The sequence below is a fragment of the Klebsiella sp. HC6 genome (assembly GCF_022605325.1).
Taxonomy (GTDB): domain Bacteria; phylum Pseudomonadota; class Gammaproteobacteria; order Enterobacterales; family Enterobacteriaceae; genus Klebsiella; species Klebsiella terrigena.
This window is the reverse complement of sequence record NZ_CP093276.1, coordinates 4,324,944-4,345,805: the sequence shown is the minus strand read 5'-3', so window position 1 is coordinate 4,345,805 and position 20,862 is coordinate 4,324,944. Positions and strand designations below refer to the sequence as shown.

The window sequence follows — 20,862 nt, the reverse complement described above, 5'->3', positions numbered from 1 at the left end:
GTTAACGATTTTGTCATGCGCAATGCGATACGGACGGCGGTCCGACGCGTTTAGTTGGCGTGAGTAATAAATGACTGCAGCTGAGCTTCGCTCTGCAGGCGCTGCTGTACGGTGCTGGCCTGCGGTTTGCTGGCGAACGGGCCCAGCTGAATACGCCACACCGCGCCGTTTTGCACCACGCGGCCGGGAACGGAGAACTGCTGGCTCAGGCGCTGCTGGTACTGCTGAGCGCGGGCCTGGTCGCTAACGGCGCCAACCTGTACCACATAGTCGCCGCTGGCAGCAGCGCGGGTCGAGGTAGAGGCGGCGGCAACCGCAGTCGTCGCGGCGGCGGCCGGAGCAACGCTGCCCTGGATGGATCCCGGCGCGGTGACCGGTGCGATTGATGCGGCGGCCTGAGCGACGGGCTCACTGCCCTCCAGCACGCCGTTATTCAACGGCGTTGGGGCGCCGAGGAAGCCGCTGCTGTTGACCGGCGCGCCGACGCTATCGTCGGATTTCAGCGTTGAGTTACTGATAGCACGCACGTCGGTTTGCACCGGCTGATCGGTCGAGGCGCCGCTGCCGCCGTCCAGGTCCGGACGGGCCGGCAAGGCATAAGTTTGTTTCGCCACGGTGGTACAGGCCATTCCCGGACCCGAGAGCGAACCGTCCTGCGCGACGATAATAGGATCGATGCGCACCTTGGTATTATTCGAGGTGTTCAGCCGGTCGGCGGAGGCGCGCGAAAGCGATATCACGCGATCGTTGCCGTACGGGCCGCGATCGTTGATACGCACCACGATCATGCGGCCGTTTGCGACGTTGGTAATACGCGCGTAGCTGGGGATCGGCAGCGTAGGGTGCGCGGCGGTGAGCTGGGTAGGATCGAAGGCCTCACCGGATGCGGTCAGGTTGCTGTTGGGCTCAGCGTCATAAATCGCCGCCAGGCCAGTCTGGGTAAAATTAGACGGGTCCTGCACGATTTTATAGCTTTTACCGTCGCGTTCGTAATCCTGATTTGCCGTCGGATTCGGCGCTTCATAGTGCGGATCGGCGCCGCTGATTTCTACGCTTGGGCCATTACAAACCGCCGGCTGCGGTGTGCTGACGGTTTTTTGTTGAACGTCTTCACCCGAACATGCCGCCAGCAGCCCTGCTGCTATGCAGATCCCCAGCCATTGCTTACGCATTGCGAACCCCTTAAACGCTTTTCGACAACATTTTTCTGTGGGTGTGGATCGACATTACGATACCAAACCCGGCCATCAATACGATCAGGGCTGAGCCCCCGTAGCTGACCAGCGGCAACGGTACCCCCACCACTGGCAAAATACCACTCACCATACCAATATTTACGAAGACATAAACGAATAAAATCAACATTAAACCACCGGCCATGACCCGGCCAAAGGTGGTTTGCGCCTGGGCGGCGATCCACAGCCCGCGCATTATGAGCAGGATATAGAGCGCCAGCAGAACCAGCACGCCAATCAGCCCAAGCTCTTCGGCCAGGACCGCGAAGATAAAGTCGGTGTGGCGCTCCGGCAGAAACTCCAGCTGCGACTGGGTGCCGTGTAGCCAGCCTTTCCCGCGCAGTCCGCCGGAGCCAATAGCAATTTTAGACTGGATAATGTGATAGCCGGCGCCCAGCGGGTCAGTTTCCGGATCGAGCAGCATCATAACGCGCTGACGCTGGTAGTCGTGCATCAGGAAGAACCACAGAATCGGGATAAACGCGGCGACCAGCACCACCGCAACGCCGATCAGGCGCCAGCTCAGCCCGGAAAGGAACAGCACAAACAGGCCGGACAGGGCGATAAGGATTGAGGTCCCAAGGTCAGGCTGCGCCGCAACCAGCAGGGTCGGCAGGAAAATCAGCACCAGCGCAATGGCGGTATTTTTCAGCGAGGGCGGGCAGACGTCGCGGTTAATAAAGCGCGCCACCATCAGCGGAACGGCGATTTTGGCAATTTCCGAGGGCTGAAAACGGACGACGCCGAGATCCAGCCAGCGCTGGGCGCCTTTCGAGATAGCGCCGAAGGCATCCACCGCCACCAGTAAAATAATACAGAAGATATAGAGATAGGGCGCCCAGCCTTCATACACGCGCGGCGGGATTTGCGCCATGACGATCATAATCACGATACCCATCGCGATCTGGCCAATTTTACGTTCCATCATCCCGATATCCTGGCCGCTTGCGCTCCAGATAACCAGCGCGCTATAGGTCAGCAGCGCCAGCAGTATCAGCACCATGGTGGGATCGAGATGGATTTTATCCCACAGCGATTTTTTGTTTGGATTATCGGTCATTATTGATCCTCCCCCGCCGTCACCGCCGGATTTTCAGTCGGCAGATTCGTATTGTTATCACCCAGCATTATGTGATCGAGAATCTGGCGCATAATCGTCCCGACCGCCGGGCCTGCGCCGCCGTTCTCGAGAATGATCGCCACGGCAACCTGGGGGTTGTTGTAAGGAGCAAACGCCGTCATGAGCTTATGGTCACGCAGGCGCTCAGCGATTCTGTGCGCGTTATAGGTTTCATTGGCCTTCAGGCCGAATACCTGGGCCGTACCGGATTTCGCCGCGATTTTGTAAGGCGCGCTGGCGAAGTACTTATGCGCGGTGCCGTTGCCGCGGTTGGCCACGCCGAACATTCCGTCTTTGGCTATCTCCCAGAAGCCGGAGTGAATATCGCCCACCGGCGGCTCGTGCGGCTGAACCCAGGGTACCTGCTTGCCGTCTTCGACGGTGCTTTGCAGCAGATGGGGCACTTTTACCACGCCGTCGTTAATCAGGATCATCAGCGCCTTGTTCATCTGAATCGGCGTGGCGGTCCAGTAGCCCTGGCCGATACCGACCGGAATGGTGTCCCCCTGATACCAGGGCTTTTTAAAGCGCTTCAGCTTCCATTCACGAGTGGGCATATTCCCGGAGCGCTCTTCTGACAGATCGATGCCGGTATAGTGGCCGTAGCCGAATTTATTCATCCATTCCGACAGGCGGTCGATGCCCATATCATAGGCAACCTGATAGAAATAGGTATCTGCAGACTCTTCCAGCGCTTTGGTCACGTTCAGGTGCCCGTGGCCCCATTTTTTCCAGTCGCGATAGCGTTTGTCCGAACCGGGCAGCTGCCACCAGCCGGGATCGAACAGGCTGGTATTGCGGGTGATGACGTTGGCGCTCAGCGCCGAGACGGCAACGTAAGGTTTCACCGTCGAGGCCGGCGGATAGACCCCCTGCGTGGCGCGGTTGACCAGCGGCGTATTCGGATCGTTGAGCAGCCCGGAGTAGTCCTTGCTGGAGATCCCGTCCACGAACAGGTTTGGATCGTAGCTCGGGGTGGAAACCAGCGCCAGAACGCTGCCGGTGCGCGGGTCGGTGACCACTACCGCGGCGCGGCTGCCGGCCAGCAGCGTTTCAATATACTGCTGCAGCTTGAGATCGAGGGTTAAATAGATATCGCGCCCGGCCTGCGGCGGCACCTCTTTGAGCTGGCGAATGACGCGGCCGCGGTTGTTGACCTCGACCTCTTCGTAGCCGGTCTGCCCATGCAGGACGTCTTCATAGTAGCGTTCGATACCCAGCTTGCCGATATCGTGGGTTGAAGCGTAGTTAGCCAGCTTGCCCTCTTTATCCAGGCGATCGACGTCTTTATCGTTAATTTTTGAGACATAGCCGATAACGTGGGTGAGGGCGGAGTTGTAGGGATAATAGCGGCGCTTATAGCCTTTCACTTCGACGCCGGGAAAGCGGTACTGATTGACCGCGAAGCGGGCAACCTGCACTTCGGTCAGGTTAACCTTGACCGGAATAGAGGTGAAGCGGTGGGAACGCGAGCGCTCCTTTTTAAAACCGGCAATATCATCATCCGTGAGGTCAATGACGTCACGCAGCGCGTCCAGCGTCTGCTGCACGTTATCGACCTTCTCCGGCATCATTTCCAGCTGATAGATGGTGCGGTTCAGCGCCAGCGGCGTGCCGTTACGGTCATAGATAATGCCGCGGCTTGGCGGGATGGGAACCAGCTTGATGCGGTTTTCGTTCGAGCGCGTCTGGTAGTCCGTGTAACGGACTATCTGTACGTTATAAAGATTGGCAACCAGTATGCCGGTAAGCAGCAAAATCCCCAAAAAAGCGACCAGCGCCCGGCGCACAAACAGCGAGGATTCAGCCGTATAGTCGCGGAAAGAATTCTGTAATTTCATTCGCTGCTTAGTCTACCCTGGTCATCATCATTCACGGTGGTAAGGGTGGTTGGTTGTAATGCTCCACGCCCGATACAGACTCTCCGCAACCAGTACGCGAACCAGCGGGTGAGGCAAGGTCAGGGTGGAGAGCGACCAGCTCTGTTCCGCCGCGGCTTTACACGCCGGAGAAAGCCCCTCGGGGCCGCCGATCAGCAGGCTGACGTCGCGGCCATCTTGCTTCCAGCGCTCCAGCTCACGCGCTACCTGCGGCGTATCCCAGGGTTTCCCCGGAATATCCAGGGTCACGATGCGGTTTTTACCCGCGGCTGCCAGCATCATCTCCCCTTCTTTTTCGAGGATACGCTTGATATCGGCATTTTTACCGCGCTTACCGGCGGGGATTTCCAACAGCTCGAACGGCATATCTTTTGGAAAACGACGCAGATATTCACTAAAGCCGGTCTGAACCCAGTCCGGCATTTTGGTGCCAACGGCCACCAGCTGCAGCTTCACGCATTAACTCCAGAGTTTTTCCAGCTCGTAAAGACGACGGCTCTCTTCCTGCATGACGTGAACCATGACGTCGCCAAGATCGACAACAATCCAGTCGGCGGCGCTTTCACCTTCGACGCCCAGCGGCAGCATGCCGGCGGCGCGAGACTCTTGTACCACGTGGTCGGCGATGGACATTACGTGGCGCGTAGACGTGCCGGTGCAGATAATCATGCAATCTGTAATGCTGGATTTGCCATGAACGTCAATGGCTACGATGTCCTGACCTTTCAGGTCATCAATTTTGTCGATAACAAAATCCTGGAGTGCTTTACCCTGCAAGAGTTCCCCCTGGGTGAGTGAAGAGTGAAAATAATAAACAGCCCGGCAGTATACCTGAACTCATAAAAAAGTCGGGATAAATGTCTGCCAACCGGCGTTGGAGGCGGCTATCATCCCATCCATCGCCGCTGATTGCATCGCCATTTTTGTAAAACATCTGTATGGCGGATACCTTCAGGCTGCGGAGAATAGCAGCCTGCTCCGACCTGTCAATGGTCTGGACTGAATTCTTCTTCCGCCCGCCAGACGGCCCGGCTATTTAGTACCCGCAGCGTGGCGAAATCTGCGCGCAGATCGAGCATGCTCCACGCGCCGTGCTCGATGGGGAAACGCCACATCGCCGCCGCAGGCATCTCCAGCAGCAGGGCGATTAACAGGCTAAGCGCTCCCTGATGGCCGACGATGAGCAGATGGTCAAGATGCTGATACTGCGCCAGCGCCTTGCTAAATGCCGCGATCCGCCGGGAAAAACTCTGAAAACTTTCGCCGTTGGTGGGCGCCGCGTGCTGCCAGTCCGCGCACCAGGCTGCATAGTTTTCCGCATCTTCATGCTGCAAATCCCGATGGTGGCGCATTTCCCAGTCGCCGAAGAACATCTCGTTGAGGTCGGGAATAATTTCTCGGGGGATCGCCCGCTCGCCCAGCAGCAGGTCGGCGGTGCGCTGGGTGCGCTCAAGCTCGCTGCAAAGAACGCGGTCAAACGCCACCGCCTGCAGCTGCTGACCAAGCCGGAGGGCCTGGGCCTCGCCGCGTTCGGTGAGGGGAGTGGGGGCGCGTCCGCTGTACAGACCGGCTGCGTTAGCCTGGGTTTCGCCATGACGAACTAACCATAGTTTCATGATTATCCTCACTGAGCCGAAAGGTGAGACGCTAAATTACCCGGCAGCGCCGAGGATTAGCAATAAAGCTTTTGCTGATGAATGTAGTCCAGGACGGCCGCCGGCAGCATATCGACACAGGATTCGCCGCGCTCAAGTCGCTGGCGAATGAGGGTGGCCGAAATATCAAACCACGGCGTTTCCGCCAGATAGATAGCCCCGGCGGGGCGGCGGCGCAGCTGCTCGACATCGTGGGTCAAATGCTTATCGAGCCACTGCTGGTCCTCCGGGCGCTGCATCACCAGCGGATAGCCCGGACGCCGGCAGACGATCAGATGCACGTTATCCAGAATGCTGGCGTAGTTGTGCCAGGTGGGGAAGGTGAGCAAAGAGTCCTGGCCGATGATAAATGAGAGCGACGGCTTTGGCCCCTGCTCCTGGCGCCACTCCTGCAGCGTTTGCGCCGACCAGGACGGCGTCTGGCGCTGCAGCTCGCGATCGTCGAGCACGAACAGCGGCTTATCAGCAATAGCCAGTTCGAGCATATGCCAGCGCTGGGCGCTGGTTGCCTCGGGCTGGGGACGATGCGGCGGCACGTTGTTAGGAACGATAATCACTTTCCCCAGGCCTATCTGATTCGCCAGAATTTCGACCGGTTTGAGGTGACCGTAATGCACCGGATCGAAGGTGCCTCCGTACATGGCCTGCAGCTGAGTCATATCAACCATCGATAAACACGTCCGCCAGCGCTTTGTGGCAGAGCAGTAAAGAAAGGCTCTCTAATTCGGGCCAGATGCTGGTTCCGTAGTCCTGCTTGAAGGTGAGCTCCGCTCGGGTAAGCAGGGTAACGGCCTGACGCAGCTGATCGCTGCCGAGGCGGGTGAGCGCGTCGGTTAACAGCGGTCGGCGGTTTTGCCACACGCGATGCTTATCGAACAGCGAGCGCAGCGGCGTATGGGCCGACTGGCGCTTCAGGTTCACCAGCAGCAGCAGCTCTCGCTGCAGCGTGCGCAGGAGGATCGCGGGTTCGCTCCCCTCCAGGCGCAGCTGCTGCAGAATATGCAGCACGCGCTTGCTTTTGCCCGCCAGCAGCGCATCGACCCAGTGGTACGGCGTAAAGTGGGCGGCATCGTTAACCGCCTGCTCTACGCGCGGCAGCGTGAGCTTGCCGTCCGGCCACAGCAGGGACAGCCGTTCCAGCGCCTGAGATAGCGCCAGCAGGTTGCCTTCGTAGCAGTAGCACAGCAGCTGGCTGGCCGCGTCGTCAAGCTGCAGGCTGTTGTGCTTAGCGCGCGCGGCCAGCCAGCGCGGCAGCTGAGCATATTCCGGCGTCTGGCAGCTTACCTGCACCGCACGGCTGGCGAGGGCGGTGACCCAGGCGGCGTTCTCCTGCGCTTTGGTCAACTTATTGCCGCGCACAATCAGCAGCAAATCGTCATGCAGCATGCCGATAAGGGTTGCCAGCTGTTCGTTAATGGCCGCATTGGGGCCATTTTCAGGCAGGATCAGGAGCAGCGTTTGGCGGCTGGAGAACAGGCTCATTGCCTGACTCAGCGAGAAGAGAGCGTGCCAGTCGGTGCTGGCGTCAATCGTCGCGGTATGGTGTTCGATAAAGCCCTGAACGGCAGCGGCTTCGCGAATCGCATCCTGACTCTCCTGCAGCAGCAGAGGATCGCTACCCAGCAGTAAATAGGCCGCGCGCAGCCCTTCATTGAGCTGCGCGCGGAGCTGTTCCGGGTACAACCGAATCATCAGTTACCCAGCGTGGTGGAGACGCGACCACCGGAGGTGGAGGAGGCGGGGGGCGTCGTAACCGGCTTCTCCTCGCCTTTGGTGGCTTCGACATCCGCAACGTGAACGCTTGGCAGCTTACGAATCAGCTGCTCTGCCGCTTTGTCGTACATCTCCTGGATAATCATATCCTGCTCGGCATCCTTCGCTAACGCCGCCTGCGGGTTATCGAAGAACGAGCGGTAGACTTTCGTCGTGATCGGATAGATATCATGACCCGGGATCAGCACGCTGGCGTGAACCGTCATCACCATCTGGTACTCAGCGGTACGTCCGTCCTGGAAAATGGAGGCCGTATCTTTCTGAATAGACGATGATTCCAGACGCAGAGAAGGAACATCCTTACGCAGCGTGCTGCCATCGATCAGTTCAACCCCGTTCAGGCGCAGCTGGTTACGCACCGAACGGCTCAGCGGCCCGTTCGGATCGCCCGACTGGAAGATCATGGTTTTCATTGCGGTTGGGACCTGGGTAGTACTGCGCAGGTGCCAGCCGCATCCGGCGGTGATTAACACCGCCAGAGATAACAACAATGTTGCCAGATATCGCACGCTTCCTCCTGCGCTTAGCCAACGACCAGATTGAGCAGTTTGCCCGGAACGTAGATCACTTTACGTACGGTGACGCCGTCGAGATACTTCGCGACCAGATGTTCCTGACCCGCGCGGGCGCGGACCTGATCTTCGGTGGCATCGACCGGTACGGTAATTTTACCACGAACCTTACCATTAACCTGGACGACGACCAGGGTAGTATTTTCAACCATGGCGCGCTCGTCGGCGACCGGCCACGGTGCGCTGTCGATATCGCCTTCACCGCCCAGCTCCTGCCATAAGGTGAAGCTCGCGTGCGGGGTGAACGGGTTGAGCATACGCACCACCGCCAGCAGCGCTTCACGCATCAGCGCGCGATCCTGCTCGCCTTCCTGCGGCGCTTTCGCCAGCTTGTTCATCAGCTCCATGATCGCCGCGATCGCGGTGTTGAAGGTCTGACGGCGGCCGATATCATCGGTCACTTTCGCGATGGTTTTGTGCACGTCGCGGCGCAGCGCCTGCTGATCTTCGCTCAGGCTGGCAGCGTCGAGGGCGATGGCCGGGCCCTGAGTCGTGTGCTCGTAGACCAGCTTCCAGACGCGCTTGAGGAAGCGGTTTGCCCCTTCAACGCCGGACTCCTGCCATTCGAGAGTCATATCTGCCGGAGAGGCGAACATCATGAACAGACGCACGGTGTCCGCGCCGTAGCGCTCAACCATCACCTGCGGGTCGATGCCGTTGTTCTTCGACTTGGACATTTTGCTCATGCCGGTATACACCAGCTCGCGGCCCTGCGGATCGAAGGCCTTAACGATACGGCCTTTCTCGTCGCGCTCGACGGTGGCATCAACCGGGGAGACCCAGTTACGCTCGCCGTTTTCGCCGACGTAGTAGAACGCGTCCGCCAGAACCATCCCCTGACACAGCAGCTGCTTAGCCGGCTCGTCAGAGTTAACCATGCCCGCGTCGCGCATCAGCTTGTGGAAGAAGCGGAAGTACAGCAGGTGCATGATCGCATGTTCAATACCGCCGATATAGATATCAACCGGCAGCCAGTAGTTCGCCGCTTCCGGGTCCAGCATGCCCTGGTCGTACTGCGGGCAGGTGTAGCGCGCGTAGTACCAGGAGGATTCCATAAAGGTATCAAAGGTGTCGGTTTCACGCAGCGCAGGCTGGCCGTTGACGGTGGTTTTAGCCCACTCAGGGTCGGCCTTAATCGGGCTGGTGATGCCATCCATCACCACATCTTCCGGCAGAATAACCGGCAGCTGATCTTCCGGGGTCGGCATTACGGTGCCGTCTTCCAGGGTAACCATCGGGATCGGTGCGCCCCAGTAGCGCTGACGGGATACGCCCCAGTCGCGCAGACGGTAGTTCACCTTACGCTCGCCGACGCCCATCTGCGCCAGCTTGTCGGCGATGGCGTTGAAGCCCGCTTCAAAGCTCAGCCCGCTGAATTCGCCGGAGTTGAACAGCACGCCTTTTTCCGTCATCGCCTGTTCGGAGAGATCTGGCTCAGAGCCGTCTGCCGCGAGGATAACCGGCTTGATGTTGAGGCCATATTTTGTGGCAAACTCATAGTCGCGCTGGTCGTGGCCTGGAACCGCCATCACCGCGCCGGTACCGTACTCCATCAGCACGAAGTTGGCCGCCCATACCGGAATAGCTTCGCCGGTCAGCGGGTGAATGGCTTTAAAGCCGGTATCGACGCCTTTTTTCTCCATCGTCGCCATTTCAGCTTCTGCGACTTTGGTGTTGCGGCATTCGTCGATAAACGCAGCCAGCGCCGGATTATTGGCCGCCGCCTGCTGCGCCAGCGGGTGGCCCGCGGCTACGGCCAGGTAGGAGCAGCCCATAAAGGTATCAGGACGCGTGGTGTAGACGGTCAGCTTGTCGGCGTAGTCGTTAACGTTGAAGGAGATTTCGACCCCTTCAGAACGGCCGATCCAGTTGCGCTGCATGGTCTTGACGGTATCCGGCCAGTGATCCAGATTATCCAGATCTCTCAGCAGCTCGTCGGCGTAGGCGGTAATTTTGATAAACCACTGCGGGATCTCTTTACGCTCAACTTTGGTATCGCAGCGCCAGCAGCAGCCGTCGATAACCTGTTCGTTGGCGAGCACGGTCTGGTCGTTAGGGCACCAGTTCACCGCGGAGGTTTTCTTATATACCAGGCCTTTTTTATACAGTTCGGTGAAGAACTTCTGCTCCCAGCGGTAGTATTCCGGGGTGCAGGTCGCCACTTCACGGCTCCAGTCGTAGCCGAAGCCCAGCTTTTTCAGCTGGTTTTTCATGTAGGCGATGTTGTCATAGGTCCACGGCGCCGGCGCCGTATTGTTTTTCACCGCCGCGCCTTCTGCAGGCAGGCCGAACGCATCCCAGCCGATGGGCTGCAGGACGTTTTTACCGAGCATACGCTGGTAGCGGGCAATCACATCGCCGATGGTGTAGTTACGCACGTGGCCCATGTGTAGTCGGCCAGAAGGATAAGGTAGCATCGACAGGCAGTAGTACTTCTCTTTGCTCTCGTCTTCAGTGACTTCAAATGTACGATTATCGTCCCAGTGAAGCTGGACTTTCGATTCTATCTCTTCCGGGCGGTATTGCTCTTGCATGGCAGCCAGTGGTCCTGTTTTCAATACAGCTACAAATGTAGCCAATGGATGTGTTATCTCAGATCGGCATAGCATAGCCCAAACGCCCACGTCAAAACAGCCTTTCGCACATTAACATCGGCAAAAGCGGCGCAGAATATTTAGCGACTCTGTGGCCTGAATGGCAAAGCAACCGGCAGATAACGTCTATTATTAGAATAAGTTAACCACACAGGAGGCGAAATGATGAACAAGGTTGCTCAATTCTACCGCGAGCTGGTGTCAACGCTCAGCGAACGGTTACGCAGTGGAGAGCGTGATATAGACGCGCTGGTGGAGCAGGCGCGGGTGAGAATCAGCCAGTCCGGTGAGTTAACGCATCGCGAAGTTGAGACGCTGACTAAGGCGGTAAGGCGCGATCTGGAAGAGTTCGCCCGCAGCTATGAAGAGAGCCATGATGAGCTAACGGACAGCGTATTTATGCGGGTTATAAAGGAGAGCCTGTGGCAGGAGCTGGCCGATATTACCGATAAAACCCAGCTTGAGTGGCGCGAGGTGTTTCAGGACCTGAATCACCACGGCGTGTACCAGAGCGGCGAGGTGGTTGGGCTGGGCAATCTGGTGTGCGAGAAGTGCCACCACCATCTGGCGGTTTACACCCCGGACGTGCTGCCGCGCTGCCCGAAGTGCGGCCACGATCAGTTCCAGCGCCGGCCGTTTGAACCTTGATATTCCGCGTTGAGTATAGCCGTAAACAGCGCGCACGAGAGCCCGTGCGCGCCTGACCGTTAGTGGAGGATTTTGGCGAGGAAGTCCTTGGCGCGCTCGGACTGCGGGTTGGCGAAAAATGCTTCCTTGTCAGCATCTTCGACGATCTTCCCTTCATCCATAAAGATAACCCGGTTGGCCACCTTGCGCGCGAAGCCCATTTCGTGGGTGACGACCATCATGGTCATGCCTTCGTTTGCCAGTTCGACCATGACGTCCAGCACTTCGTTGATCATCTCCGGATCCAGCGCCGACGTTGGTTCGTCAAACAGCATGGCAATCGGGTCCATGCACAGCGCGCGGGCGATGGCGACGCGCTGCTGCTGGCCGCCTGAAAGCTGCGCCGGATATTTTTCCGCATGGGCGGAAAGCCCCACGCGCTCCAGCAGCTTCAGGCCTTTGGCGCGGGAAGCGGCCTTATCGCGGTTGAGCACTTTGACCTGCGCCAGCGTCAGGTTGTCGATAATCGACAGATGCGGAAACAGCTCAAAGTGCTGGAATACCATCCCGACGCGGGAGCGCAGCTTCGCGAGGTTGGTCTTTTTATCGTTCACCTGAGTGCCGTCAACGGTTATCTCGCCCTGTTGAATCGGCTCCAGGCCGTTAACGGTTTTAATCAGCGTTGATTTTCCCGAGCCGGACGGCCCGCAAACCACCACCACTTCACCTTTTTTCACTTCCGTGGAGCAGTCGGTCAGCACCTGAAAGTGACCATACCATTTTGAAACGTTTTTCAGGGTAATCATTACACAGTCCTTTTCTTCAACCAGCTGACCAACAGCGATGCGCTGAGACTAATTGCAAAATAAACGGCACCTGCGAACAGGATCATTTCGACCTGGGTTCCGTCACGCTCGCCGATAGTGGACGCGGTGCGGAAGAAATCTGCCAGGCTCAGAACATAGACCAGCGAGGTATCCTGGAACAGGACGATCCCCTGGGTTAACAGCAGCGGCACCATCGCGCGAAAGGCCTGCGGCAGGATAATCAGCTTCATCGACTGCCAGTGGGTCATCCCCAGCGCCAGCGCGGCGCTGGACTGGCCGCGGGAGATACTCTGGATGCCGGCGCGGATAATTTCCGAATAGTACGCTGCTTCAAACATGGAGAACGCAATCATGGCTGAGATAAGCCGGATATCGGTCTTCGGCGACAGGCCAAGCACGTTCTGTAAAAAGCCGGGAACAATCAGATAAAACCACAGCAGCACCATCACCAGCGGAATGGAGCGGAAGACGTTGACGTAGGTTTTGGCAAACCACGCCAGCGGTAAAAAGCTCGACAGACGCATGACCGCCAGCAGGGTGCCCCAGACGATACCGATAACGATGGCGATAACGGTGATTTTCAGGGTGATAACCAGTCCCGCCAGCAGATACGGCATGGATGGAACGATAGAACTCCAGTCAAAATCATACATAGCTATTTGCCCCCCAAATTGCCCGGCAGGCGAACTTTGCGCTCAACCACATACATAATCAGCATAATCACCGCGTTAATGAACACATAGGCGAGGGTAATGGCGGTAAACGACTCCCAGGCGTGGGCGGAGTAGTCCAGCAGCTTGCCCGCCTGCGCCGCCATGTCCGCCAGCCCGATGGTGGAGGCGATGGCCGAGTTTTTTACCAGGTTCATCATTTCCGACGTCATCGGCGGGACGATAACCCGATAGGCGTTGGGCAGCAGCACGTAGCGGTAGGTTTGCGGCAGGGTGAGGCCCATTGCCAGCCCGGCGTTTTTCTGCCCGCGCGGCAGCGACTGGATTGCCGCCCGCACCTGCTCACACACGCGTGCGGCGGTAAACAGCCCGAGGCAGAGCATGGAGGAGATAAAGAACTGAATATTTGGGTCCAGCTCGGACTTGAACCACATGCCGATATTTTCCGGCAGCAGCTCCGGCACCACCAGGTACCAGGTAAAGAACTGCACGATCAGCGGAACGTTACGGAACAGTTCGACGTAGCAGGTGCCGATGCTGGATAACAGTCGATTAGGCGCGGTACGTAAAATACCGAATAGCGAGCCGACGAAAAAAGCGATGATCCAGGCGGTAACCGACAGGGCGACGGTGACCTGAAAGCCGCTCCATAGCCAGCCCAGATAGGTGGTGTTGCCGAACGGGGCCTGTTGCAGGAATATCCCCCAGTTCCAGTCTATTGACATAAATGACTCCTGGAAAAAAAAGGGTAGCAGCGCTACCCTCGAAGATCCTTGCCCAGCGTACTTCGGTATTCGCGGCGGCTGGGGAACGACCAGCCGCCGTATAGTCTGTCCGTGCTGTGACAACAATCGGGAGGGCAGGATTTCCCGCCCCTTGTTGTTTTAATTAGTTAAGAGCCTTGTCATTTGGTGATTTGAACAGCGCCTTCATATCTTCAGAGAGTTCGAAGTTCATATTCAGGTTCTTCGGCGGGATTGGGTTTTTGAACCACTTGTCGAACCATTTTGCCGCTTCGCCAGAGGTCTGCGCCTTGGCAACGGTGTCGTCTACCAGGGTTTTGAACTGCGGGTCATCTTTACGCAGCATACAGCCGTAGGCCTCTTTGGACTGCGGCGTGCCGATGATTTCCCAGTTGTCCGGCTTCTTGGCCTTGGCACGTTCGCCGGCCAGCAGCGCGTCATCCATCATAAAGGCCACCGCGCGGCCGCTTTCCAGAGTACGGAAGGAGTCGCCGTGATCCTTGGCGCTGATGATGCGCATATTCATTTTTTTCTCATCGTTCAGCTTGTGCAGCAGAATTTCTGAGGTGGTCCCGGAAGTCACCACCACGGCTTTATCTTTCAGGTCAGCAAAGTCTTTGATCGCGCCGCCCTTTTTCGCCAGCAGGCGAGTGCCGACGACAAAAATGGTGTCAGAGAAAGCCGCCTGTTTCTGCCGCTCCAGGTTGTTGGTGGTGGAGCCGCATTCGAAATCGTAGGTGCCGTTTTGCAGCAGCGGAATACGGTTCTGCGAGGTGACCGGAATCAGTTTTACCTGCAGGTCAGGTTTGTTCAGCTTCTTCTTGATAGCATCGACGATGGCGTTGGAGTAATCCTGCGAGTAGCCGACGACCTGCTGCTGGTTATCGTAGTAGGAGAACGGTACGGATGATTCGCGATGGCCAACGACGATCACGCCGTTTTTGGCAATTTTATCCAGAGTGCTCTGGCCTGTAGCCGGTGCGGCATCTTCCGCGTGCGCCAGGCCGGCGGTCATACCCATGACCAGCATAGCTGTGGCCAGTTTACGTAATTGCATATCCAACTCCTTATCCGCAGCGCCAGGGACGCCATTGATGCCCATTGTGATTGTGTGTGAGCTTTATTATCGCTGCCGCCTTTAAGTGCAGCGTTTGTATGTGTTTGTTAGCATTTAGTTTGGCTTAATGTAAAGATTTTGCTGTGATATTGTTTATTTTTGCGAAGTGCTCCGCACCATTTAAAGGCAAAAATCGCTCATTGCACCAAAATGGCGCGCGGCAGGTCTGCCTGTGGTGCAACCCGGTTGTACCAGCAGCCATAGCGGCGCGACGTAAGTATATTAAGCAATGAGCGTGCCAGATTGGGCGGGAGGGGAGAATTCCCCGGTGACGAGCATCACCGGGGCAGGCGGAGAGTATCCGCTAAGCAGGGATTAGCGGCGGCGCTGACGCAGGCTCATCAGCAGGGCGCCAAAGCCAAACAGCGCGGTCAGCGCCCACAGCGGCCAGTTGCCGGTGCGGGCGTACGGCGTCAGGCCCGTCGTCGGAGTGACCTTAGCGGTGAGCACGGCGCGGGTGAACTGCGGGATCATGTCCTGAATTTCACCCCGTGGGCCAATGACGGCGGTAATGCCGTTATTGGTGCTGCGCAGCAGCGGACGCGCCAGCTCCAGCGCGCGCATGCGCGCCATCTGGAAGTGCTGCCACGGGCCTATCGACTTGCCAAACCAGGCATCGTTGGAGATGGTCAGCAGGAAGTCGGTATCCGGGCGGAAATTATCGCGCACCTGCTCGCCGAGGATTATCTCGTAGCAGATTGCGGCCGTTAGCTTCAGGTTATGCGCCACCAGCTGCGGCTGAACGTACGGGCCGCGGCTAAAGGAGGACATCGGCAGATCGAAGAACGGCGCCAGCGGGCGCAGAATTGATTCCAGCGGCACAAATTCACCAAACGGAACCAGATGGTTCTTGTTATAGCGATCCGTGGAGTCATAGCTGTAAGGGTTATCCTTGCCCAGCGTAATGATGGTGTTGTAGGTGTCGTATCGGTTCTGCTTGTTCAGTCGGGCATCGACGATGCCGGTGACCAGCGAACTGTTTTTCGACCGCAGCAGGTCATCCATCATGGTGAGGAAATTCTGCTGATTGATCTCCAGATCCGGAATGGCGGATTCGGGCCAGATAATCAGCTGGGATGAGCCCATATGCGGCTGGGTCAGATCCAGATAGGTCTTCAGCGTGTTGAACAGCTGCTTTTCATCCCACTTCAGGGCCTGCGGAATATCTCCCTGCACCAGCGACACTTCGGTCGCGCGCTCGGGCAGCAGCTGATACCACTGAATGTAGCGCAGCGGGAAGGGCAGGGCGAAGAGCACCGCGGCGATAATCAGCGGTTTCCAGCGACGCTCGACGGCGGCCAGCGCCAGCAGGCCGCTGACCACCATCAGCAGGAAGTTAATCGCCTCGACGCCCACGATTGGGGCTAAGCCCTTCAGCGGGCCGTCAATCTGGCTGTAGCCAAACTGCAGCCACGGGAAGCCGGTCAGCACCCAGCCGCGCAGGAACTCGGTGATTTGCCAGACTACCGGCGCGGCGATGGCGACGCGCAGCCAGCTGGTTTTAGGCCACAGGCGGGAGAGCAGGCCAGCGAACAGCCCGGTGTACAGCGACATATACGCCGCCAGCAGCACCACGAGGAATACGTTGACCGGGCCAGGCATGCCGCCAAACTGCGCGATGCTGACGTAGACCCAGTTGATCCCCGAGCCGAACAGCCCCATGCCCCAGAAGAAACCAATCCAGGCGCTCTGTAAAGGACGACGGTTAAGGGTTAAGCCCTGCAGGCCGATGAGCGAAATAATCGCCGCGGGCCAGATGTCATAAGGAGAAAAAGCCAGCGTTCCGCTGGCTCCGAATAACAGCGCCAGCAGCAGACGTACGCGCTGGCGTTCGAGAAGAGAGGCAAATACCATTTAGGTTAATCGTCCCGTGTGATTAGTCTTCCAGCTTCGGCTGCGGCGCGTCGTCAGGAAGTTTGACATGTACCTGGATAATACGTCGGCTATCGGCCATTGCGACCTTGAATTGGTAACCATCAATGTCGATAGACTCGCCGCGAGCCGGCAGATGGCCAAAGGCCTGCATCACCAGCCCGCCAATGGTATCAACCTCTTCATCGCTGAAGTGGGTGCCGTAGGCTTCGTTGAAGTCTTCAATCGAGGCCAGCGCGCGGACCGTCCAGGTGTGGCGGCTCAGCTGACGAAAATCGATATCTTCTTCTTCATCGTATTCGTCTTCGATTTCACCGACGATAAGCTCAAGGATGTCTTCAATGGTCACCAGACCGGAGACGCCGCCAAACTCATCGATAACGATAGCCATATGATAACGCTGGGAGCGGAACTCTTTCAGCATGCGGTCAACCCGCTTGCTTTCAGGCACGACAACCGCCGGGCGTAACACTTGTTCCATGCTGAAGGCTTCGGAATTGCTGCGCATAAACGGCAGCAGATCTTTGGCCATCAGAATCCCTTCGATGTGATCTTTGTCTTCGCTGATCACCGGGAAACGCGAGTGGGCGGATTCGATGATGACATCGAGGCACTCGTCCAGGGTCTGGTTGCGTTTCAGGGTAATCATCTGCGAGCGGGGGATCATAATATCGCGGACGCGCTGGTCGGCGATATCCATTACCCCTTCGAGCATATCGCGCGTATCTTCGTCGATAAGGTCGTTTTGCCCGGAATCACGGATCAGCGCCAGCAGTTCATCACGGTTTTTGGGTTCTCCGTGAAAGAGCTGGCTGAGTAACAGGGAGAAGAATCCCTTTTTGCTGTTTACTGTGTCACTACTGTGTGAGTTGTCGTCGCTCATGGCGTCGTGTGGGTTCTCATGTTAGTTAAATCGTCGCCCGTCGCGCGTATACTCAGCGCCCGGCATAGCGGCCAGTCGCCGGCAAAGCCGGCGGCAGGTTATTCCTTCTCGGCAATGTACGGATCCTCATAGCCCAGAGCAAGCATTATCTCTGTTTCGAGGCTTTCCATCTCTTCCGCTTCTTCATCAACGATATGGTCATAGCCCAGCAGGTGCAGACTGCCGTGAATCACCATATGCGCCCAGTGCGCTTCCAGCGGTTTTTCCTGCTCTTTCGCTTCCTGCTCAACCACCTGGCGGCAGATGATCAAATCGCCGAGCAGCGGCAGTTCGATGCCCGGTGGCGCTTCGAAGGGGAATGACAGCACGTTAGTCGGCTTATCCTTGCCGCGATAGGTCAGATTTAGCTCGTGGCTCTCGGCTTCGTCTACCAGGCGAACGGTCACCTCCGACTCTTCCTGGAACTGAGGGATCACGGCATCCAGCCAGCGCTGAAACTGCGCTTCATCCGGCAGCCCGCCGTTCTCTTCGCAAGCCAGCTGTAAATCGAGAATAACCTGACTCATTTTTGCTCCTGTTCCTGGGCTTCGCGTTTGCGCTCGGCGGCCAGTTCTGCTTTACGTTTTTGATCCGCTTCTTCCCACGCCTCATAGGCGTTAACGATGCGGGCCACCACCGGGTGGCGCACGACGTCTTCGCTATTGAAGAAGTTGAAGCTGATTTCATCGACTTCCGCCAGCACTTCGATAGCGTGACGCAGGCCGGATTTGGTGCTGCGCGGCAGGTCAATCTGGGTGACGTCGCCGGTAATCACCGCTTTAGAGTTAAAACCGATACGGGTCAGGAACATCTTCATCTGCTCGATGGTGGTGTTCTGGCTCTCATCGAGAATGATAAAGGCGTCGTTCAGCGTACGGCCGCGCATATAGGCCAGCGGCGCGACTTCAATCACGTTGCGCTCGATCAGCTTCTCAACTTTCTCAAAGCCCATCATTTCGAACAGCGCGTCGTACAGCGGGCGCAGGTAGGGATCGACCTTCTGGCTCAGATCCCCCGGCAGGAAGCCCAGCTTCTCACCGGCCTCAACGGCGGGGCGGGTCAGCAGAATACGACGCACGTCCTGACGTTCAAGAGCATCGACCGCGGCGGCAACCGCCAGATAGGTTTTCCCGGTGCCGGCAGGACCGACCCCGAAGGTGATATCGTGGTCGAGGATGTTGGCGACGTACTGCGCCTGGTTTGGCGTGCGGGGCTTAATCACGCCGCGCTTGGTCTTGATATTAATGGCCTTGCCGTACTCCGGGACGCTCTCGGCGCTCTGCTCGAGCACGCGGGCCTCTTTGATGGCAAGGTGAATCTGCTCCGGCTCGATATCGTTAATCTGCCCGCGCATGGGGGCGGTATCGACGTACAGGCTGCGCAGAATATCCGCCGCCGCGTTGACGCATATTGGGCGTCCGGTCAGCTTAAAGTGGTTGTCACGGCGGCTGATTTCGATGCCCAACCGGCGCTCAAGCTGTTTGATGTTGTCGTCAAACGGGCCGCACAGCCCAAGCAGGCGTGCGTTGTCCGCTGGTTCCAGGGTGATTTCGCGAGTTTCTGTGTTCAAGCTGTTCCTCTTATCTGCGTTTTGCCGGGCGATAAACGGGTATAGCCGCCATCTTGCAGGCGATACCCCGGCGGGTAAGGAAATTATTCACGTCACGGGAATATGGCGCAAGCATTGCTATGAATATTGGGTCCGGGAGAGGAAATACAAGGCCTGCCGGAGCCGGCAGGCCTGAACGGATTAAGGCTGATAAAGCGTGACGCCCGAATCGTTTTCTTTGCGGGTCCGCGCGATAACGGATTGCGGTGATTCCACAATGCGCAGGCCCATCTCCTCTTCGGTACGCACGATTTTTCCGCGCAGCGAGTTGGTATAGACGTCGACGATCTCAACGTCGACAAACTTGCCGACCATATCCGGCGTCCCTTCGAAGTTGACGACCCGGTTATTTTCGGTGCGCCCGGTGAGCTCCATAATGCTCTTGCGGGAGGTGCCTTCGACCAGAATACGCTGGGTGGTGCCGAGCATCCGGCGGCTCCAGGCCATCGCCTGCTGGTTGATGCGCTCCTGCAGAATATAGAGGCGCTGTTTTTTATCTTTTTCCGGGACATCGTCGACCATATCCGCCGCCGGCGTGCCCGGGCGCGCGGAGAAGACAAAGCTGTAGCTGACGTCGAGATTCACGTCGGCAATCAGCTTCATGGTCTTCTCGAAATCGTCGTTGGTTTCACCGGGGAAGCCGACGATAAAGTCGGAGCTGATCTGGATATTCGGCCGCGCTTCGTACAGCTTGCGCACGATGCCTTTATATTCCAGCGCCGTGTGGGTGCGCCCCATCAGGTTCAGTACGCGGTCAGAGCCGCTCTGTACCGGCAGATGCAGGAAGCTTACCAGCTCCGGAGTGTCGCGATAGACGTCGATAATGTCATCGGTAAATTCAATCGGGTGGCTGGTGGTGAAGCGAATGCGGTCGATCCCGTCGATCGCCGCCACCAGACGCAGCAGATCGGCAAAGCTGCCGGTGGTGCCGTCGTAGTTTTCGCCGCGCCAGGCGTTAACGTTCTGCCCCAGCAGGTTGACCTCGCGGACGCCCTGAGCCGCCAGCTGGGCAATCTCGAACAGGATATCGTCCGAAGGACGGCTGACCTCTTCACCGCGGGTATAGGGCACCACGCAGTAGGTACAGTATTTGTTGCAGCCTTCCATAATCGAGACGAACGCGGTTGGCCCGTCGGCGCGGGGTTCCGGCAGGCGGTCAAACTTTTCGATCTCCGGGAAGCTGACGTCAACCACCGGCCGGCGGTTGCCGCGCACCGAGTTAATCATTTCCGGCAGACGATGGAGCGTCTGCGGACCAAAAATAATATCGACATAGTGGGCGCGCTGACGGATGAGCTTGCCCTCCTGCGAGGCGACGCAGCCGCCGACGCCGATAATCAGGTTGGGATTTTTTTCTTTCAGTAATTTCCAGCGGCCCAGCTGGTGGAAGACTTTTTCCTGGGCCTTCTCGCGAATTGAGCAGGTATTGAGCAGCAGAACGTCCGCTTCTTCCGCGATTTCAGTGAGCTGATACCCGTGCGTGGCATCCAGCAGATCGGCCATCTTTGATGAATCGTATTCGTTCATCTGACAGCCCCAGGTTTTAATATGGAGTTTTTTTGTCATCGACATGCTCATGCTCAATTATAGATATCCAAAATGACGGGTACAGACGCTCTATGAATTTCGAATTGCAGGCGGCAGG

At 57.7% G+C, this 20,862-nt stretch carries 20 protein-coding genes; 1 reads left to right on the top strand and 19 read right to left on the bottom strand.

What is annotated here, in order from left to right; translation table 11 throughout:
* Positions 1–50: 50 nt before the first annotated feature.
* The 10 genes from rlpA to leuS all read right to left on the bottom strand — a co-directional run bounded on the left by rlpA (position 51) and on the right by leuS (position 10,769).
* Positions 51–1,172: an endolytic peptidoglycan transglycosylase RlpA gene (gene rlpA / locus MMW58_RS21120; protein ID WP_241722033.1), complete on the bottom strand. Its 1,122-nt coding sequence runs from the start codon at positions 1,170–1,172 to the stop codon at positions 51–53.
* A gap of 10 nt (positions 1,173–1,182) precedes the next feature.
* Positions 1,183–2,295: a peptidoglycan glycosyltransferase MrdB gene (gene mrdB / locus MMW58_RS21115; RefSeq protein WP_128878784.1), complete on the bottom strand. Its 1,113-nt coding sequence runs from the start codon at positions 2,293–2,295 to the stop codon at positions 1,183–1,185.
* On the bottom strand, positions 2,295–4,196 hold the full coding sequence (gene mrdA / locus MMW58_RS21110) for a peptidoglycan DD-transpeptidase MrdA (RefSeq protein ID WP_241722032.1): 1,902 nt from the start codon (positions 4,194–4,196) through the stop codon (positions 2,295–2,297). Before mrdA ends, mrdB begins: the two co-directional genes overlap by 1 nt.
* A 27-nt stretch (positions 4,197–4,223) precedes the next feature.
* Positions 4,224–4,691 carry a 23S rRNA (pseudouridine(1915)-N(3))-methyltransferase RlmH gene (gene rlmH / locus MMW58_RS21105; RefSeq protein ID WP_041144581.1) on the bottom strand — a complete coding sequence of 156 codons (468 nt, stop codon included), beginning with the start codon at positions 4,689–4,691 and terminating at the stop codon, positions 4,224–4,226.
* A 3-nt stretch (positions 4,692–4,694) separates the two neighbouring features.
* Positions 4,695–5,012 (bottom strand): ribosome silencing factor, encoded by a 318-nt coding sequence (rsfS, locus tag MMW58_RS21100; protein WP_004859547.1) that lies wholly within the window; start codon positions 5,010–5,012, stop codon positions 4,695–4,697.
* A gap of 209 nt (positions 5,013–5,221) precedes the next feature.
* A complete protein-coding gene (locus tag MMW58_RS21095; protein WP_241722031.1) occupies positions 5,222–5,851 on the bottom strand; it encodes an adenosylcobalamin/alpha-ribazole phosphatase in 630 nt (209 codons plus the stop codon).
* 56 nt (positions 5,852–5,907) lie between these two features.
* Complete coding sequence (gene nadD, locus MMW58_RS21090; RefSeq protein WP_241722030.1) at positions 5,908–6,558, bottom strand: nicotinate-nucleotide adenylyltransferase; 651 nt, start codon at positions 6,556–6,558, stop codon at positions 5,908–5,910.
* Complete coding sequence (holA, locus tag MMW58_RS21085; RefSeq protein ID WP_133596812.1) at positions 6,551–7,582, bottom strand: DNA polymerase III subunit delta; 1,032 nt, start codon at positions 7,580–7,582, stop codon at positions 6,551–6,553. The genes nadD and holA overlap by 8 nt, the downstream gene beginning before the upstream one ends.
* Positions 7,582–8,172 carry an LPS assembly lipoprotein LptE gene (gene lptE, locus MMW58_RS21080; protein ID WP_237372845.1) on the bottom strand — a complete coding sequence of 197 codons (591 nt, stop codon included), beginning with the start codon at positions 8,170–8,172 and terminating at the stop codon, positions 7,582–7,584. The genes holA and lptE overlap by 1 nt, the downstream gene beginning before the upstream one ends.
* Before the next feature lie 14 nt (positions 8,173–8,186).
* Positions 8,187–10,769, bottom strand: coding sequence for a leucine--tRNA ligase (leuS, locus tag MMW58_RS21075; protein ID WP_133596814.1), 2,583 nt, complete (start codon positions 10,767–10,769; stop codon positions 8,187–8,189).
* Between the two features lie 225 nt (positions 10,770–10,994).
* Here leuS and MMW58_RS21070 point away from each other — a divergent pair, with 225 nt between their 5' ends.
* Positions 10,995–11,477, top strand: coding sequence for a zinc ribbon-containing protein (locus MMW58_RS21070; protein ID WP_041147547.1), 483 nt, complete (start codon positions 10,995–10,997; stop codon positions 11,475–11,477).
* Between the two features lie 59 nt (positions 11,478–11,536).
* Here MMW58_RS21070 and MMW58_RS21065 read toward each other — a convergent pair whose 3' ends face one another.
* From MMW58_RS21065 to miaB, 9 genes are all read right to left on the bottom strand, one after another.
* Positions 11,537–12,262, bottom strand: coding sequence for an amino acid ABC transporter ATP-binding protein (locus tag MMW58_RS21065; RefSeq protein WP_045854468.1), 726 nt, complete (start codon positions 12,260–12,262; stop codon positions 11,537–11,539).
* Positions 12,262–12,936, bottom strand: a complete 675-nt coding sequence (gene gltK / locus MMW58_RS21060; RefSeq protein WP_041144588.1) for a glutamate/aspartate ABC transporter permease GltK — start codon at positions 12,934–12,936, stop codon at positions 12,262–12,264. The genes MMW58_RS21065 and gltK overlap by 1 nt, the downstream gene beginning before the upstream one ends.
* Positions 12,937–12,938: 2 nt before the next feature.
* On the bottom strand, positions 12,939–13,679 hold the full coding sequence (locus MMW58_RS21055; protein WP_133596818.1) for an amino acid ABC transporter permease: 741 nt from the start codon (positions 13,677–13,679) through the stop codon (positions 12,939–12,941).
* A gap of 163 nt (positions 13,680–13,842) precedes the next feature.
* Positions 13,843–14,754 carry an amino acid ABC transporter substrate-binding protein gene (locus tag MMW58_RS21050; protein ID WP_041144590.1) on the bottom strand — a complete coding sequence of 304 codons (912 nt, stop codon included), beginning with the start codon at positions 14,752–14,754 and terminating at the stop codon, positions 13,843–13,845.
* 375 nt (positions 14,755–15,129) lie between these two features.
* On the bottom strand, positions 15,130–16,668 hold the full coding sequence (lnt, locus tag MMW58_RS21045) for an apolipoprotein N-acyltransferase (protein WP_241722029.1): 1,539 nt from the start codon (positions 16,666–16,668) through the stop codon (positions 15,130–15,132).
* A gap of 22 nt (positions 16,669–16,690) precedes the next feature.
* Positions 16,691–17,569: a CNNM family magnesium/cobalt transport protein CorC gene (corC, locus tag MMW58_RS21040; RefSeq protein ID WP_041144592.1), complete on the bottom strand. Its 879-nt coding sequence runs from the start codon at positions 17,567–17,569 to the stop codon at positions 16,691–16,693.
* A gap of 98 nt (positions 17,570–17,667) precedes the next feature.
* Positions 17,668–18,135, bottom strand: a complete 468-nt coding sequence (gene ybeY / locus MMW58_RS21035) for an rRNA maturation RNase YbeY (RefSeq protein ID WP_041144593.1) — start codon at positions 18,133–18,135, stop codon at positions 17,668–17,670.
* Positions 18,132–19,178, bottom strand: coding sequence for a PhoH family protein (locus tag MMW58_RS21030; RefSeq protein ID WP_095095051.1), 1,047 nt, complete (start codon positions 19,176–19,178; stop codon positions 18,132–18,134). The genes ybeY and MMW58_RS21030 overlap by 4 nt, the downstream gene beginning before the upstream one ends.
* A 180-nt stretch (positions 19,179–19,358) precedes the next feature.
* Positions 19,359–20,783, bottom strand: a complete 1,425-nt coding sequence (miaB, locus tag MMW58_RS21025; RefSeq protein ID WP_159236055.1) for a tRNA (N6-isopentenyl adenosine(37)-C2)-methylthiotransferase MiaB — start codon at positions 20,781–20,783, stop codon at positions 19,359–19,361.
* Positions 20,784–20,862: the final 79 nt, after the last annotated feature.

Coding starts and splice junctions, on each gene's coding strand:
- gltK (WP_041144588.1), bottom strand. CDS start 12,936: ATGTATGATTTTGACTGGAGTTCTATCGTTCCATCCATGCCGTATCTG.
- mrdA (WP_241722032.1), bottom strand. CDS start 4,196: ATGAAATTACAGAATTCTTTCCGCGACTATACGGCTGAATCCTCGCTG.
- leuS (WP_133596814.1), bottom strand. CDS start 10,769: ATGCAAGAGCAATACCGCCCGGAAGAGATAGAATCGAAAGTCCAGCTT.
- mrdB (WP_128878784.1), bottom strand. CDS start 2,295: ATGACCGATAATCCAAACAAAAAATCGCTGTGGGATAAAATCCATCTC.
- MMW58_RS21055 (WP_133596818.1), bottom strand. CDS start 13,679: ATGTCAATAGACTGGAACTGGGGGATATTCCTGCAACAGGCCCCGTTC.
- MMW58_RS21095 (WP_241722031.1), bottom strand. CDS start 5,851: ATGAAACTATGGTTAGTTCGTCATGGCGAAACCCAGGCTAACGCAGCC.
- miaB (WP_159236055.1), bottom strand. CDS start 20,783: ATGACAAAAAAACTCCATATTAAAACCTGGGGCTGTCAGATGAACGAA.
- lnt (WP_241722029.1), bottom strand. CDS start 16,668: ATGGTATTTGCCTCTCTTCTCGAACGCCAGCGCGTACGTCTGCTGCTG.
- ybeY (WP_041144593.1), bottom strand. CDS start 18,135: ATGAGTCAGGTTATTCTCGATTTACAGCTGGCTTGCGAAGAGAACGGC.
- rlpA (WP_241722033.1), bottom strand. CDS start 1,172: ATGCGTAAGCAATGGCTGGGGATCTGCATAGCAGCAGGGCTGCTGGCG.
- corC (WP_041144592.1), bottom strand. CDS start 17,569: ATGAGCGACGACAACTCACACAGTAGTGACACAGTAAACAGCAAAAAG.
- MMW58_RS21050 (WP_041144590.1), bottom strand. CDS start 14,754: ATGCAATTACGTAAACTGGCCACAGCTATGCTGGTCATGGGTATGACC.
- holA (WP_133596812.1), bottom strand. CDS start 7,582: ATGATTCGGTTGTACCCGGAACAGCTCCGCGCGCAGCTCAATGAAGGG.
- nadD (WP_241722030.1), bottom strand. CDS start 6,558: ATGGTTGATATGACTCAGCTGCAGGCCATGTACGGAGGCACCTTCGAT.
- MMW58_RS21065 (WP_045854468.1), bottom strand. CDS start 12,262: ATGATTACCCTGAAAAACGTTTCAAAATGGTATGGTCACTTTCAGGTG.
- MMW58_RS21070 (WP_041147547.1), top strand. CDS start 10,995: ATGAACAAGGTTGCTCAATTCTACCGCGAGCTGGTGTCAACGCTCAGC.